The sequence below is a fragment of the Archangium sp. genome (assembly GCF_057119385.1).
Map to the genome: position 1 here is coordinate 12935 of NZ_DBNGVP010000229.1, position 14590 is coordinate 27524.

The following is a 14590-nucleotide window of genomic DNA, read 5'->3' on the forward strand; positions in this document are numbered from 1 at the left end:
CCTCCGGCATCCTGTTCCGCCGGCCCCGGGAAGAGAAGTGCTCGTTTCCGCTTCCCCCGGGGGCTGGCGGCCACCTCGGAGGGCAGGCGCCGCGCTCAGTTCATGTCCCAGCGCGCGGCGATCTCCTCGCACGCCAGCTGCACGTCCCCCAGCCGCCGCTGCCGGGCCTTGGGGGCCACGAACACCTTGCCGGCGAACACGTCGAAGACTCGCACCAGCCGGTGGTCCACCTCGCCCTGCTGCTTCAGGTTCTGCTCGGCGAAGAGCTGGAGCACCGTGGCGATGTACTGCCCGGACGTCTCGTCCAGCGGCGTGTGCTTGGAGAAGTAGAGCTTCAGCAGCCCCGAGCGCATCACCCCGTGGCGATCCACGCTGCGCAGGAGGAGCTCTGGCCGCACGTTGATGGCCACTCCCGACAGCGCCAGCGGCGGCAGCCCCTCGTCCGCGGGACTGGCCACCGCGTGGGTCAGCGCCAGCTCGCCCGAGGCCTTGAGGAAGTGCTGGATGGCCTCGACGCACAGCGCCAGCCGGTGGGCATCGAAGTCCGACTCGGGCTCCGCGTGGAGCAGCCGGTGCTGGTGGTAGCGCAGGATGGTCTCGTCCCGGCCGTTGCACAGGAACTCGACGATGGCCTGCGACGCCTCCGGGTAACGCAGGTACTTGGGATCACACGGGTGCTTCTGGGCGTGGATGATGCGCTTGCGCAGCGCCGGACGCGCGGTGAGGTACTGGCCCAGCTTGTTGACCGAGACGCACGGATTCTCACGGAGATCAGCCACGAAAGACCCTTCCTTGCCGGTGTTGGCCATGAAGCAACACTACCGGGTGGGTCTGACATGTCCGGCCAGCGCGAGCCCCCCGGTACACCCCCCTTGCCTCAGAGGGGAAATGAGGTGGGATACCCACCTCCCCGGGTCACTTGCGACGAGCGGCTACGCGCCGTCCTTCCGTTCCGCGCCGCGAGGTGACGCCACCGGAGGCGCGCCCTACCGCACCCGCTCGATGAGGTACTTGCGTCCCTTGATGCGGCCATCGCGCAGCCGCTGGAGCGCCACGCGCGCGATGTGCTTGGAGACGGCGACGTAGGCGTGATGGTCGTGGATTTCGATCTTCCCGATGTCGGTGGCGGCCAGCCCGCCGGCCTCGCCCGTCAGGGCTCCGAGGATGTCGCCCGGCCGCATCTTGTCCTTGCGTCCGGCGGAGATGTAGAGCGTCTCCCAGGCCGCCGCGAGCGACTCCCCACCCCGCGAGTCCGCCGGGGGCAGCGTCTCCACTCTCGCGAGCTCCAGCTTCACCCCGGTGGCCTGCTCGATGGCCTCCACCTTGCGCTCGTCCTGAGGGGTGGCGAGAGCGATGGCCAGTCCCCTCCTCCCGGCGCGTCCCGTACGGCCGATGCGGTGCACGTAGGGCTCGGGCTGTGAGGGCAGATCGAAGTTGACCACCGCGTCGAGCGCCTCGACGTCGATGCCGCGGCCCGCCACGTCCGTCGCGATGAGCACCCGGGTGCTGCGGTTGCGGAACTTCGCCATCACGTCGTCCCGCTCGCGCTGCTCCATGTCTCCCTGGAGCCCATCCGCCCCCACCCCGGCCGCGCGCAGCGCCCGCGTCAGCTCGACGACCGTTGCCTTGAGGTTGCAGAACACGATGGCCGAGGCCGGCTGGTGGTGCCGCAGGATGCGCAGCAGCAGCGCCGTCTTCTCCTCGGGCGCGCAGCCGTAGCGGAGCTGTTGGATGTCGGGCGCCGCCTCGGTGGCCTCGGCGATCGTCACGCGCGTGGGCTGCTTCTGGAAGGCGCGGCTCAGCGCCTCGATGTCCGGGGGGAACGTCGCCGAGAAGAGCACCGTCTGCCGTGTGGGGGGCGTCTGGCCGAGGATGCGCTCCATGTCCTCCCGGAAGCCCATGTCGAGCATCCGGTCGGCCTCGTCGAGCACCACGGTGGCCAGCTGCCGCGTCTCGAGCGACTCGCGCTGGAGCAGGTCCAGGATGCGGCCCGGAGTGCCCACGGCGACGTGGGCCCCCTTCTCGAGCGCGTTCACCTGGGGCCGGACGGGCTGGCCTCCCGCGAGCACGAGGACCTGGAGCCCGGGCAATCTCCGGCCCAACCGGCGCACCTCTCCGGCCACCTGGGCACACAGCTCGCGCGTCGGGCAGAGCACGAGCGCCTGGAGCCGCCGGTCCTGGAGCCGGATCTTCTGCAACAGCGGAAGCGCGAAGGCCGCCGTCTTCCCGCTCCCCGTCTTCGCCTGGCCCACGAGATCCCGGCCCTGCAACAGCACCGGAATGCTCTGGGCCTGGATGGGGGTGACGGTCTGGAAGTCCAGCTCCTCGAGGACCTGCAGCAGCGGCGGGGAGAGCGGGAGCGCGGAGAAGTTCATCGGACGGCTCTAGCTCAATCCTCCGGAACCGTCTCGATGTGAAGCGCCTCGCGCGCGAAGCGGCTCATGCGCTCCATCAGCGGCTTCATGACCTCGAGCGGGTGCCGGCCGGACAGGTCCGCCGCCATCTCCAGCTTCTCCTTGCAGCGCAGGTCGAGGCACAGGTTCACGCCCACCCGGCGCTTCGAGTTCACGTCCGTGGTGAGCATGCCGATCTCGTCCGCCGTGCCGTAGGAGTGGCACCAGTCGCACATGCACGAGCCCGGTCCCCCGCCCTGCGAGTCCCGGCGGAAGGCGATGCCCACGGGCAGCCGGCTGCCCCGCGAGGGGAGGAGCAGGAACACCCGCGTCCCCGCCGGCTCGGTCCACGCCAGGTAGTCGCGGACGAAGAGCGGGAACTTCAGGCCCGCGGGAAGCTCGAGCGTCTTGCGATCCCTCGGGCGGAATGCTTGCAGCAGATCCTTCTCAGTCTCGATGCGGAACATCGTCATCTCCTCGTGCTGCCCCAGATCCATCCAGGGGCCACCCCGTGCACTCCCTTCATAAGGGCTTCAGCGCGGCGGGTGCACGCTTCCAGTGTGCGCGGGCGCTCGTCAGGTTGACCGGTGGGCAATGAAAGGCCCGGCCCCTCGAAGGAGGAGCCGGGCGGACAGCGTGGAGCCGGGCGGGGTCCCGCGAAGAAAGACTTTGTGAGACATTCAGCGGCCACGCATAGACAGACAGGAGAGTCTTTTCGTGTCTGTGTTCTCGCCGAGACAGCCGTGGGGGCACCCACAGGCGCCCGCCCTCAGAAGTCCTCGGGCTTGGGGGCCGCGAAGTTGACGGCGAAGGGATCGAACTTCTCCTCCTGCCGCTTCTTCTTCTCGGCCGGCTCCTTCAGGTACGGATCGATCTTCACCCGGAGGTTGAACACCTTCGGGTTCTTCTTCGTCTCTTCCCGAGGCTGTCCGAACTGCTGGGACTTGTTGGTGGAGTCGCTCATGGGTCCGGATTCTACCGCACGGCACGTCCCGCCGCCGCCGCTACCGTGAGCTGGGAAAAAAACACCAACACAGGGCAACATCCCACCTGGTGGACGGCTGGGGCCGATTCCTCCGGATGGAACCACCGTGTTAGGAGTCGGAATACCCCCACCTCCAGGTGATCCACATGCCCTCGACCCCCGAGTGGTTCATCGCTCAACTCAAAGCAGACATCCAGTCACTCGGCGTCCACGGCGGAGTGCTCACCCCGTCCGTCTATGACACCGCCCAGGTGCTCCGCTACGCGCCGCCCGAGGATCCCCGCCCGGCCGTCGGGTGGTTGATGCGCCAGCAGCGCCCGGATGGCGGGTGGGGCTCGGAGCGGATGCCCCTGGCGCGGCACATCCCCACGCTCGCGGCCGTGCTGGCCCTGCGCGGCGCCAGTGACACGCCGGAGAGCCGCCGGGCCGTGGAAGGAGGCATCGAGTTCTTCCGCCGCAACGTGGAGGCGTGGGCCTTCGAGGGCCCTCCGCCGGATGACATCCCCGTGGCCGCCGAGCTCATCCTCCCGCGGTTGATGGAGGAGGCCGCCGCGGTGGGCATCACCCTGCCCCACCAGCCCTTCCAGTCCCTGAGCGCGCTGGGCACCCGGCGGCGGGGGCTGATCGCCCGGATGAAGCACCGGGCCGGCACCGCGCCCATCCACTCCTTCGAGGCCTGGGGCACCACGCCCGACATGAACGTGCTCGACGGATCCCAGGGCGTGGGCAACAGCCCGGCGGCGACCGCGCACTGGCTGCGTCTGCGCCGGGCCACCCTGGCCGGCTCCCGGGAAGTGCCCGAGGAGGTGCGCGGAGCGGAGGCGTTCCTCCGGGCCTCCGCGGAGGCCACCGGGACGGGCGTGCCGGGTGTGGTGCCCACCGTGTGGCCCATCGTGCACTACGAGCAGTCCTGGAGCCTGCTGGCCCTGTTCTCCACGGGCCTGCTGGAGCACCCGGCCCTGCGCGACGTCGTGCGCCCCCAGCTCGACGCCCTGCACCGGGCGGTGCGCCCGGAGGGCTACGGCATGAGCGAGTTCTTCGTCTGTGACGGAGACATCACCTCCACCTGCCTCGCCATGCTGAAGGAGTCCGGCTACGCCGTGGACGGCGCCCTGCTGCGGCGCTACCAGCTCCCGGACGGGCAGTTCATCACCTACGCGCACGAGATGCAGCCCTCGGTGACGACGACCGCTCATGGCGTGATGGCGCTGGCCATCCTCGGCCAGGACGTGTCGCGGCAGGTGCGCTGGCTGGCCGAGAAGCGCGGCGCCGATGGCTTGTGGCGCATGGACAAGTGGCACGCCTCCTGGCTCTACAGCACCTCCCAGGTGATGCTCGCGCTGTGCCACGCCGGGGCCACCGACATGGTCCGGCCCGCGGTGGAGGCCCTGCTCCAGGCCCAGCACGCCGAGGGGGGATGGGGCATGTCGTCCACGCCCTCGCTCCTGGAGACGGCCTACGCCGTCAATGCCCTGCGCGCCCTGCGGGGCCACGGCCTCTTCGGGCCCGAGGTGAAGCGCGCCCTCCAGCGGGCCGCCCGGTGGATGGGGGCCCAGAAGGAGCTGCCCCCGGAGCAGCAGGAGATGATCTGGACGGGCAAGGAGCTCTACCGGCCCTTCCGCCTGGATCGCATCTTCGAGCGCAGCGCCATGCTCGCGCTGGAGCTCGACCGGGACAGCCTGGCGGAGTGAGCCGGCCGGAGGGCCCGCGCTACGAGCGCGGGCCTTCCTGCTGCTGCCAGCCGTAACCCACGACGATGCTGGACACCTGCTCCGCCACGCTCCGCACCCGGGCGAGCACGTCGTCCGAGGCGCGCAGCTGGTTCATCGTCTGATCCATGCCCTTGGACAGATCGTTCACGGCCTCGAAGATCTGCGCGATGCCCACGTCCTGCTGGCTCACGGCGACGGTGATCTGCCGCACCGAGGAGGCATTCTCCCGGACGATGCCGGAGAGCTGCTGCACCTGGGTGCTGAAGTCGCGGATCTGCCGCAGGCTCACCTCGACGCGATCCGAGCCCTGATCCATCAGGTTCATGGTGGAGAGGATGGCGTTGCTGATGTCCTGGAGGATGTCGGTGATGTCACGCGTGGCCTTGATGGACTGATCGGCCAGCGTGCGGATCTCGCGGGCCACCACGCCAAAGCCCTTGCCGGCCTCGCCGGAGCGCACCGCCTCGATGGCGGCGTTGAGCGCGAGCATGTTGGAGCGGTCCGCCAGCCCCTTCACCAGGGTGGTGATGTGGGCGATCTGCCGGGCCCGCTCGTCGAGGGCGCGGATGCCCGTGGCCATCTCGCGCACCTGGGAGCCGATCTCCTGCATGCCCTCCAACCCCTCCTTGAGGGCGGTGTCACCCGCGGCGGTGATCTGATCCGCCCGCTCCGTCTGCTTGAGGATGGCGTCCGCCTTCTGCGAGGCGAGCACGGAGGTGTGTTTGATCTCCTGCGCCGTGACCTGGGTCTCCTGGAGGGCGGAGGCCTGCTGCGTCAGCACCTCCGTCTGCCGGCTCGTGGACTGCCCGAGCTGCTCCGCCGAGTCGCGGAGGGCCTGGGCGGAGGACTGCAGCGACTGGGCGAAGGTCTTGAGCTGCGCGAAGACGCGCGCGGTGGTGGCGGAGAGATCGCCCACCTCGTCGGTGGAGACCCACTCCGGCATCCGGGGCCTGCCCTGCACCAGCCCCTCCAGGGTGAGCTGCACGCTCCGGGTGCCCTCCGTCTGCCGCCGGGCCAGGAACCAGGCCGCCAGCGCGGCGCTGATCAGCAGGTAGGCACCCACCAGGACCATGGGCAGCACCGAGCTGTCCAGGAGCATCTGGATGACCTGACGCACCAGGGGCGCCACCTCGGCCGGGCTCACCGTGTCCAGCCGGCTCATCAGCAGCTCATGGGCGTCATACGCCTGCCGGCCGATGATGGTGCCGATGGACGCCAGGGTGCAGGCCACGAAGATGGCGAACGCGTACGGCAGGTACCAGGACTGCCGCGGCCAGAGGAAGCCATGGCCCTGGGGCATCCGCCCGGGGTTCTTGTAGAACTCCGCGAGCGCGTAGGGCTGGAGGATCTTCTCGAACCAGACCCGCTCCTGCAGCGTCAGCAGCGCCACCAGCAACCAGATGGTCCCGATGGCCCACGGAATGGTCCAGAGGCTCTTGCCGTGCCGCACCACGGACAGGCCCACGAAGAGCCCCGAGGAGATCATCGTGGTGACGAGCGTGGTGGCGTCGATCACCCCCGGCACCTTGAGGATGCGCGCCAGCCGCGCCCCAGAGGGCTCTCCCGGCACCACCTTCAGCGCATTGCGCACGGACAGGTAGATGACGAGGTACGGAACGGCGACCCCCATCACCGGGACCATGAACGGGAGGAACACCTTCGACACGTCGATCGCCTGCGCCCCATCCAGCCCGGAGATGAGGATCATCAGGTACACCAGGGGCGGTGTCCCGAACATCGTGTAGATCTGCTGCGTGATGACCATCCGGCGGACGATCGGGCCGGTGTCGTACGACAGAGAGCTGCTGGAGGCGCTGGCTTGCACGGGCGCAGCATACGAGGCTCCGTACAGACAGTGAACAGCCTGGGGGGACCGGGGAACAGCTCGCAGCCATCCCGGTTGGAACTTTCGAGTCCCAATGACAGGGAGGCATCCAGACAGGCGCCTCCCTCCCTCCCGTGAGGCGGGGAAGTGTTCGCCCTGGCAACGGTTACGATGGCTCCGCGCCATGCCCATGACCCGTGCCCGCCTGCCGCTCCTGTCGCTGCTCGCCCTTCTCCTGCCCCTGGGAGCCCGTGCCTTCTCGGTACCGGACCATGAGGCGATGACGCGGGCCTCCGTGGACGCGGTGCTCGCGGCGGGACAGCATCCCGGGCTCGCGGCGCACCGGGACGCCATCGTGGAGGGCAGCCGGGCGGAGGACCTGAACCTCCACGTCAAGTGGACGGGCTACCACCACTTCTTCCACCCGGGCATGTCGCTGGACTCCGGATTCCGCAAGGACTCGGGGACGCGCGTGCGCGTGCTGTGGGCCGAGGCCGAGGAGGCCGCGAGCCACGGAGACATGGCCCGGGCCTTCGATCGCGTCGGCCACCTGGTGCACCACATCCAGGACATGGCCGTGCCTCTGCACGTGGTGCCGGTGATGCACGGGCTGTCGGATCGCTTCGAGCAGCACGCCGCCAGACAGGCCGTCATCCAGGAGGGGCGGGAGCTCGCGCCGCTCTCCGGGGAGGACGCCCAGCTGGCGCTGGCCCGCGAGACGCTGGAGGTGGTGCGCACGGGCTCGCTGCCCGTGGAGGGAGGCGCCATCCCCTGGAGCGCGTTCTGGTCCGAGCCCGGCACCCATGCGCCGGGGGCCTTCGGCGTCTATGGCGCGGTGGGCAACGCCTTCGACTCGAAGGAGGTGCGCTGGCGGGGGCGGACGTGGAAGGTGGAGCCCTCGGCGTACGACGACTTCGTGGACGCGCGGGTGGAGTCGGCCGTGGCCTACTCCCGCGCCTTCCTCGCCTACGCGGCGCAGCGGCTCACCACCCTGGCCGAGTTGCGCGAGCAGGCCGCGAAGCCCCGGTGGCAGCCCGCGCCCGTGCTCGGCCTGGAGGTGCTGGGAGGCGCCGTCACCACGCTGCGCGGCGCCGCTCCGGTGGCGGGCCTGCGCGCCCTGTTCCCGCTGCCCCATGCCCTGGGACTCTCGGTCGGCTTCGCGCGCGCCCTGGCCCATCCGCTCGTGGGAGGAAGCGGAGCGAGTGCCTGGTCGCTCTCCGTACTCACGCCCCCGCTGCTGACGGCGCGGCTCGGCTACGCGCGCGGGTTGGATCTGCGCGCCTCGGTGGGCGCGGGGATGTGCTCCCAGGCGGGCCAGCTCCACCCGGAACTGCCCGTGGGCCTGCGGCTCCACACCCTGCTCAGCCGGCGCGTCTCCCTCAGCGCCGAGGCGCAGTACCGCGCGTTCGCGCCCCACACGTCCCCCTGGGCCCAGGGCGTCACCTTCACGCTCGGTACTGGCTTCACCTGGGGCGATAACTAGGGCCTGAAATAATGAGCGTTGTCCGGGTTCCCGCCGTGGGATACCAGTTCCCGGGTCCGGCTTCGTCCTCTTCCCTGGGCTCCTGAATGTCTCACATGATCGACTCCCAGAAGCTGTTCGACTCCGCTCCCGCTCCGCTCATGGTGTTGGACCGGGAGTTGAAGTTCGTCGCGGCCAACCAGGCCTACTTGAACGCCACCTCGTTGCGGCGTGAGGAGATCCTCGGACGCCCCATCTTCGAGGTGCTTCCGCGAGACACGAGCCCCTCGGAGCCGGATGGCTCGCGGCTGCTCCGGGAGTCCCTCGAGCGGGTGCTCACCCGGCGCCTGCCGGACCTGCTCGCGATGACGGTGCAGCCCATCGCCCGCCCCACCAGGACGGGCCCGGTGCTCGAGAAGCGCTTCTGGAGCTACTCCCACCAGCCCCTGCTGGATGCCTCGGGCGACGTGGCCTTCATCCTCCAGCACGCCGTGGACGTGACGGACCTGCGCTCCGCGGACCTCTCCACCTGGGCGCCGGAGGACCGGCCGGAGGGCTTCTCCCAGGATCAGCTCGCGCACCTGATGGCCCGGATGTCGGCGGTGCAGGAGAACAACGAGAAGCTGGAACACGAGCGCCGCTACCTCCGCCAGCTGCTCGAGACGTTGCCCGGGGTGGTGGCGGTCCTCCGGGGGCCCGACTTCGTCTTCGAGATGGTCAACGAGAACTACCTGCCCTTCGTTGGCTTCCGGAACATCATCGGCATGCCGCTGCTCCAGGTGCGTCCGGAGCTCAAGGACCCCAAGAACAAAGGCGTCTACAACCTGTTCGAGCGGGTGTTCCACCAGGGCGAGTCGATCGCCATGCGCGCCTTCAAGATCTCCCTGCGCAAGAAGGAGAGCGATCCGCTGCAGGAGCTGTTCCTCGACTTCGACTACCGGCCCATCCGCCTGCCGGGAGGGCCCGTCCTGGCCATCCTCGTGTATGGCCAGGACGTCACGTCGCGGGTGCTCGCCGAGGAGCAGGTGCGCCACTACCAGGAGCACCTGGAGGAGCTGGTGCGCGAGCGCACCCGCGCGCTCGAGGAGAGCGAGGCCGAGCGGCGCAAGACCGAGGCGCAGTTGCGCCAGTCCCAGAAGATGGAGGCCGTGGGCAAGCTCACCGGCGGCGTGGCGCATGACTTCAACAACCTGCTCCAGGTCATCGCCGGCAACCTCCAGCTGCTGCAGCGCGACCTGGTGGGCAACGAGCGCGCCCTGACCCGTGTGCAGACGGCCACCCGCGCCGTGGACCGGGGCGCCAAGCTCGCCTCCCAGCTGCTGTCCTTCGCGCGCCGCCAGCCGCTCCAGCCGCTCGTCGTCAACGTGAGCAAGGTGGTGCGCGGCATGGATGATCTGCTGCGCCGCACGCTGGGCGAGGAGGTGGAGCTGGAGACCTCCACCCACAAGGAGCTGTGGAACACGTCGCTGGATCCCAACCAGTTCGAGAACGTCATCATCAACCTGGCCGTCAACGCCCGGGACGCCATGAATGGCAGCGGCAAGCTGACGATCGAGGTCGGCAATGCCACGCTCGACGACCACTACTGCCGGCTGCACCCCGAGGTCCTCCCCGGCCAGTACGTGTTGCTGGCCGTCTCGGACACGGGCGGAGGCATGACGCCGGAGGTGATGGAGCGGGCCTTCGAGCCGTTCTTCACCACCAAGCCCGAGGGCCGTGGCACGGGCCTGGGCCTGAGCATGGTGTATGGCTTCGTCAAGCAGAGCGGCGGCCACATCAAGCTCTACAGCGAGCTGGGCCATGGCACCACCATCAAGCTCTACCTGCCCCGGGCGGTGGAGGCCGAGGCGGAGGACGCCCAGGTCGTCACCGGCCCCATCCAGGGAGGCACGGAGACCATCCTCGTGGTGGAGGACGACGCCGAGGTGCGGGCCACCGTGGTGGAGATGGTGAGCGAGCTGGGCTACCGCGTGCTCAAGGCCGTGGACGCGGCGAGCGCGTTGGTGATCCTCCAGAGCGGCGTCCCCATCGAGCTGTTGTTCACGGACGTGGTGATGCCCGGTCCGGTGCGCAGCCCCGAGCTGGCCCGGCAGGCCAAGGAGCTGCACCCGGACATTGAGGTGCTCTTCACCTCGGGCTACACGGAGAACGCCATCGTCCACGGTGGACGGCTGGATGCGGGCGTGCAGCTGCTGAGCAAGCCCTACAGCCGGGAAGAGCTGGCCCGCAAGCTGCGGCAGTTGCTCGATGGCCGCCAGCAGCGCCTGGCGGTCCGCGGGCCCACCCGTGCGGCACCGGCCCCCACCGCCTCCGTGTCCGTGCGCCCGCCCGCGCCCGCCGCCGCGTCCCGCCGGTTGCGCGTGCTGCTGGTGGAGGATGACGAGGACGTGCGCTCGTCCGCGTGCGAGCTGATGGATCTGCTGGGGCACGAGGTGCTGCCCGTCACCAGCGCCGAGGAGGCCCGGGGCGCCATGGCCGCCAGTGGCTTCGACGTGTTGTTCACCGATGTGACGCTGCCGGGTGCGTCGGGAGTGGACCTGGCGCGCGAGGTGACGGAGCGCAAGACGGGGATGAAGGTCATCCTCGCCTCGGGCCATGGAAACGTGGCGCTCCCCAAGGGAGAGGCACCGCTGGAGGGCGTGGTGGTGCTGCCCAAGCCCTACTCGCTGCCGCAGATTCAGGCGGCACTGGAGCAGGCGGTGGCCCAGCCCTGAGCCGCCGCTCCCCGAGCGGCTATTCGAAGACCACGGTCTTGTGACCGTAGGCGATGATGCGGTCCTCCAGGTGGCAGCGCACCGCTTCCGCGAGGACCACGCGCTCCAGGTCGCGGCCCTTGCGCTCCATGTCCGCGACCGTGTCCCGGTGCGACACGCGCGTGACGCCCTGGGCGATGATCGGCCCCTCATCCAGCTGCTCGGTGACGTAGTGGCTGGTGGCGCCCACCAGCTTCACGCCCTTGCGGAACGCCTGCCGGTAGGGCTCCGCGCCCGCGAAGGCCGGCAGGAAGCTGTGGTGGATGTTGATGATGCGGTTCGGATACGCGGCGACGAAGTTGCCGGTCAGGATCTGCATGTACCGGGCGAGGACGACCAGGTCGACCCGCTCCTCGGCCAGACGGGCCAGGATGCGCCGCTCCTGCTCGGCCTTGTTCCCCGCGATGGGCTCGTGCACGAAGGTGTAGCCACGGCGGGTGAGCTCCGGACCGAGGTCCGGGTGGTTGGAGATGACGACGGGCACGTCGCACTGGATCTCCCCCGTGCGGTGACGGTCGAGGATGTCCAGCCCGCAGTGCGGATGCTTCGAGATGAGGATGCCCACGCGCAGCCGCTCGGACAGCACCCGCAGCGAGTGCTGCATGCCCAGGGCATCCAGGCCCTTCGTCAGCTCGGCGCGGACGCGCTCCCAGCCGTCCGGAACGGGAAACTCGATGCGCTGGAAGAAGAGGTTGGCCTCCGCGTCCAGGTGCTGGTCCGCGTGGTGGATGTTGAGCCCCAGCTTGAACAGGAGCCCGGACACATCCGAGACGATCCCTGGCCGGTCCGGGCCGGTGATGCGAACGACTGCGCGGTGGGTCGAGGTCATTGGCTCCACCCCTAACACGAGGCCGTTGAGTTCGCGCCCTGTCATTCCGCCGCCTCCATCCTCGGTTGACGGGCATGACACAGCTCCCCGTAATCTTGGGGGCGCTCCTGACGAACGGGAAGCATGGCCAAGAGGCTCCTCATGGTGCGCTGGGCGGTTCTCCTGCTGTTCCCTTTCCTCGTGGGGTGCAGCACGCCAACGAAGGTCATTCGCCTGGACACGGGACTGGGCGAGCCTCTCGTCCACGTCCCTCGCCAAGACGTGAAGCCGGTGGAACTGAGCGAGGAGGAATTCAAGGAGGCTGTGGCGGAACACGCCGCCTCCGTGCCAGTCGTGGCGCAGCCCCTGGAATACGCCCGGCGGCTGTTCGGAGTACCTGAGCGCAGCGGCTGGTTCCGGTACGAAGGGAGGAGTCAGCAATTCATTGCCTCGGAGCCAGGGAACCCCCAGGACCTGCACCTGTTGCCCGAGGATGAGGAACTGAAGCGCTGCTACCTGCTGTGGTGCGAGCGAACGTGGGGGACCGGGGACTGCCTCCGCCTGCTGGTGGACAAGCCCTTCCTGGATGGGGATGCCAGGTACGCCCTGGCCATGGCCATTGCCCAGAACAAGGTGCTGGGTGCCATGGAGGAAGAGTTGGCTCGAATGGTGAGTCCCCAGGCCGTGGTGGCCACGGTCGTCAGTGGCCTGACCATGTATGCCGTCTTGCTCACGCTGCCCGAGCCCGTCAGCAAGGGCCTCGCTGCGATTCTGACGCTGGGCGCCATGGCGTATCTAGGCTGGGACTCGGTTTGGCGGCTGATTGATGGATGGCTGGTGCTGATGAAGGAAGTGGATCGAGCCACGACCTTCGACGAGCTCTACGCGTCTGGAGAGAAGTTCGGAGATACCCTGGGGGAGAGGGCGGCTCGATCGTTCGTGATGCTTGCCACGGTGGCCATGGGGAACACGGCGACAGGCATGGTAGCGACGATGCCGAAGTTGCCTGGAGCCGGACAGGCGGCAGTGGTGGCAGAGGCACAATTGAACATTCGCTTGACGGCCCCTGCACTGGCTCAGGTGGAGTCGGTTGTTCTCAGCGCCAGGGGCGTCACCTTCGTGCTGGCTCCCAACGCCGTGGCCATGGCGGCTCGCGACAGTTCGAGCAGCGGTGCCGTAGGAAGATTCAGAGCAGGAACCTACGGTGAGCTCAAGAATGCTGGCATCAAGGACGCGCACCATGTGATTCAAGATGCCGCCGTTCGGGAGTTGCCCGGATATGACAGTCGTGCAGCCCCCGCTGTTGAACTGAAGGGCCCAGCGACACGCGTTGGCACTGCACACGATGAGGCGACTCAGGTTCAGCGTCAGGCCGGAGGGGGGACCTATGCTGACGAGCGGAGAATCGCCTATGAGGCGCTACGACGCGCAGGTCTGTCTCATGAAGAGGCGCAAACGCTGATTGGCCGCGCGGATGCCTACTTCAACTCGATCGGCGTCACTCCATCGACACCGACCAGAATCCCCGGTAATCGGTAGGAGGCCGTACTGTGGACACAAAATTGATGGTTCAGATTCGGCGCCTGATAGAGGATCTGGCGGCGGGACGGTATGCGGAGATCGCAGCGGATGGTCGAGCAGGACGCCTGACCGAGGCAGAGTTGAGAACTGCTGTCGAGGACTATGGGCGGACTCTTGTTCCCATGCCAGATGACGTTGAGATGACTGTAGATGTCTATGAGCAACCGTCCTCCCCAGATACAGTCGCCATTGATGTACCGCTGTGGACCCAGGAGGAGGGCCGCGGTGATCTGACGCTTTCGTTGACGGCGATCAAGCAGGGCGAAACCTACACAGTCGAAGTGGACGACCTGCACGTTCTTTAACCCACCGTCATCTGGGCAAAACCACCTCACCAGGGCACACGCTACCGTCAGGCTCCCAAATTCCTCGGATCTTCTGTAGCTGAGGTGGGCGCTCGTCGGTGGACTGTGCATCCCTATCTGGATGGCTGCCTCCCTCATCCTCCTTACGCGGAGCCTGCAAGCCAGACCCCGCTTCGTGCAGCATCCGCGCGACAGTGTCGCTACTCACCTCATGCCCTGTGTCTCCTTCTTCCCCGAGATGAATTATCTGTACTGCGGATATGACGCTCCGGCGCCAGGGCCACACGCCGGAGCAAGCAATTCCCCCTGTGGCGGGCTCACGCTCACGGGATGGTGACGTTCTGGTCACTCCTCACACCACAGGCGATGGGGGCCTCCGCGGCGGGGCATTCCCCGGCGGTGTAGGAGGAGATGCCTGTGCTGTACCAGCGCCCGACTCCCGAGTCCGTCACCTTCACCCCATCGCGTAGCAGCTCGTACTGGCAGGCCTGTCCACCCGAGTATCCGCCGCAAACGCTGTTCAGGCGCACCGTGTAGTTACCAGGCGTCGAGGTGGTGTAGCGGACCACGCCAGGAACGGGGCCACACCACTCCACGGAGCCACTCACCGTGACACACCATTTGCCGGGGGAGGAGAAGCGGAAGCGCTGGTTGGTCCCGCCAAAGCAGTCGAACTGGACCATGAGCTGGTTGTCCGCCGTGGAGGGGCCCGAAACGGAGACACACTTGCCCGTGTGCTTGGGCTTTATCTCGTAGTACCCCCCGC

Annotated in this window: 12 protein-coding genes and 1 pseudogene; 5 read left to right on the top strand and 8 right to left on the bottom strand. The window is 68.3% G+C overall.

The genetic code is table 11. The features are described from left to right. Positions 1 to 95: 95 nt before the first annotated feature. The 4 genes from AC16DP_RS51180 to AC16DP_RS51195 all read right to left on the bottom strand — a co-directional run bounded on the left by AC16DP_RS51180 (position 96) and on the right by AC16DP_RS51195 (position 3357). Positions 96 to 779, bottom strand: a complete 684-nt coding sequence (locus tag AC16DP_RS51180; RefSeq protein ID WP_329730912.1) for a hypothetical protein — start codon at positions 777 to 779, stop codon at positions 96 to 98. A 207-nt stretch (positions 780 to 986) separates the two neighbouring features. Continuing rightward, complete coding sequence (gene dbpA / locus AC16DP_RS51185) at positions 987 to 2375, bottom strand: ATP-dependent RNA helicase DbpA (RefSeq protein WP_329730913.1); 1389 nt, start codon at positions 2373 to 2375, stop codon at positions 987 to 989. Between the two features lie 14 nt (positions 2376 to 2389). Beyond that, positions 2390 to 2860, bottom strand: a complete 471-nt coding sequence (locus tag AC16DP_RS51190) for an FBP domain-containing protein (protein ID WP_329730924.1) — start codon at positions 2858 to 2860, stop codon at positions 2390 to 2392. Positions 2861 to 3162: 302 nt separating this feature from the next. After that, positions 3163 to 3357 carry a hypothetical protein gene (locus tag AC16DP_RS51195; protein ID WP_329730914.1) on the bottom strand — a complete coding sequence of 65 codons (195 nt, stop codon included), beginning with the start codon at positions 3355 to 3357 and terminating at the stop codon, positions 3163 to 3165. A 167-nt stretch (positions 3358 to 3524) separates the two neighbouring features. Between AC16DP_RS51195 and AC16DP_RS51200 the strand changes: the two genes are divergently transcribed. After that, the gene (locus AC16DP_RS51200) at positions 3525 to 5069 is read left to right on the top strand and encodes a hypothetical protein (RefSeq protein WP_329730915.1); all 1545 of its coding nucleotides are present in this window, start codon (positions 3525 to 3527) and stop codon (positions 5067 to 5069) included. Positions 5070 to 5088: 19 nt separating this feature from the next. Here AC16DP_RS51200 and AC16DP_RS51205 read toward each other — a convergent pair whose 3' ends face one another. Then, positions 5089 to 6915, bottom strand: a complete 1827-nt coding sequence (locus AC16DP_RS51205) for a methyl-accepting chemotaxis protein (RefSeq protein WP_329730916.1) — start codon at positions 6913 to 6915, stop codon at positions 5089 to 5091. Between the two features lie 184 nt (positions 6916 to 7099). On the opposite strand from AC16DP_RS51205, the gene AC16DP_RS51210 reads away from it, so the two are divergent. Then, a complete protein-coding gene (locus AC16DP_RS51210) occupies positions 7100 to 8398 on the top strand; it encodes a phospholipase C/P1 nuclease family protein (RefSeq protein ID WP_329730917.1) in 1299 nt (432 codons plus the stop codon). An 86-nt stretch (positions 8399 to 8484) separates the two neighbouring features. Further along, on the top strand, positions 8485 to 11091 hold the full coding sequence (locus AC16DP_RS51215) for a response regulator (RefSeq protein ID WP_329730918.1): 2607 nt from the start codon (positions 8485 to 8487) through the stop codon (positions 11089 to 11091). A gap of 19 nt (positions 11092 to 11110) precedes the next feature. Here AC16DP_RS51215 and purU read toward each other — a convergent pair whose 3' ends face one another. After that, positions 11111 to 11959: a formyltetrahydrofolate deformylase gene (purU, locus tag AC16DP_RS51220; protein ID WP_329730919.1), complete on the bottom strand. Its 849-nt coding sequence runs from the start codon at positions 11957 to 11959 to the stop codon at positions 11111 to 11113. 141 nt (positions 11960 to 12100) lie between these two features. On the opposite strand from purU, the pseudogene sitA5 reads away from it, so the two are divergent. Further along, positions 12101 to 13114 (top strand): annotated as a pseudogene (gene sitA5, locus AC16DP_RS51225) (SitA5 family polymorphic toxin); the annotation flags it as partial. A gap of 389 nt (positions 13115 to 13503) precedes the next feature. Further along, positions 13504 to 13824 (top strand): DUF7668 domain-containing protein, encoded by a 321-nt coding sequence (locus AC16DP_RS51230; RefSeq protein ID WP_329730921.1) that lies wholly within the window; start codon positions 13504 to 13506, stop codon positions 13822 to 13824. 7 nt (positions 13825 to 13831) lie between these two features. On the opposite strand, the gene AC16DP_RS51235 is transcribed toward AC16DP_RS51230, so the two are convergent. Both AC16DP_RS51235 and AC16DP_RS51240 read right to left on the bottom strand, forming a co-directional pair. Continuing rightward, positions 13832 to 14173, bottom strand: a complete 342-nt coding sequence (locus tag AC16DP_RS51235) for an ISAzo13-like element transposase-related protein (RefSeq protein ID WP_414640757.1) — start codon at positions 14171 to 14173, stop codon at positions 13832 to 13834. Continuing rightward, a partial coding sequence (locus AC16DP_RS51240; RefSeq protein ID WP_483957126.1) for an RICIN domain-containing protein occupies positions 14148 to 14590 on the bottom strand: 443 nt, incomplete at its 5' end. The genes AC16DP_RS51235 and AC16DP_RS51240, both read right to left, overlap by 26 nt.

Coding starts and splice junctions, on each gene's coding strand:
- dbpA (WP_329730913.1), bottom strand. CDS start 2,375: ATGAACTTCTCCGCGCTCCCGCTCTCCCCGCCGCTGCTGCAGGTCCTC.
- AC16DP_RS51190 (WP_329730924.1), bottom strand. CDS start 2,860: ATGTTCCGCATCGAGACTGAGAAGGATCTGCTGCAAGCATTCCGCCCG.
- AC16DP_RS51195 (WP_329730914.1), bottom strand. CDS start 3,357: ATGAGCGACTCCACCAACAAGTCCCAGCAGTTCGGACAGCCTCGGGAA.
- AC16DP_RS51200 (WP_329730915.1), top strand. CDS start 3,525: ATGCCCTCGACCCCCGAGTGGTTCATCGCTCAACTCAAAGCAGACATC.
- AC16DP_RS51210 (WP_329730917.1), top strand. CDS start 7,100: ATGCCCATGACCCGTGCCCGCCTGCCGCTCCTGTCGCTGCTCGCCCTT.
- AC16DP_RS51215 (WP_329730918.1), top strand. CDS start 8,485: ATGTCTCACATGATCGACTCCCAGAAGCTGTTCGACTCCGCTCCCGCT.
- purU (WP_329730919.1), bottom strand. CDS start 11,959: ATGACCTCGACCCACCGCGCAGTCGTTCGCATCACCGGCCCGGACCGG.
- AC16DP_RS51230 (WP_329730921.1), top strand. CDS start 13,504: ATGGTTCAGATTCGGCGCCTGATAGAGGATCTGGCGGCGGGACGGTAT.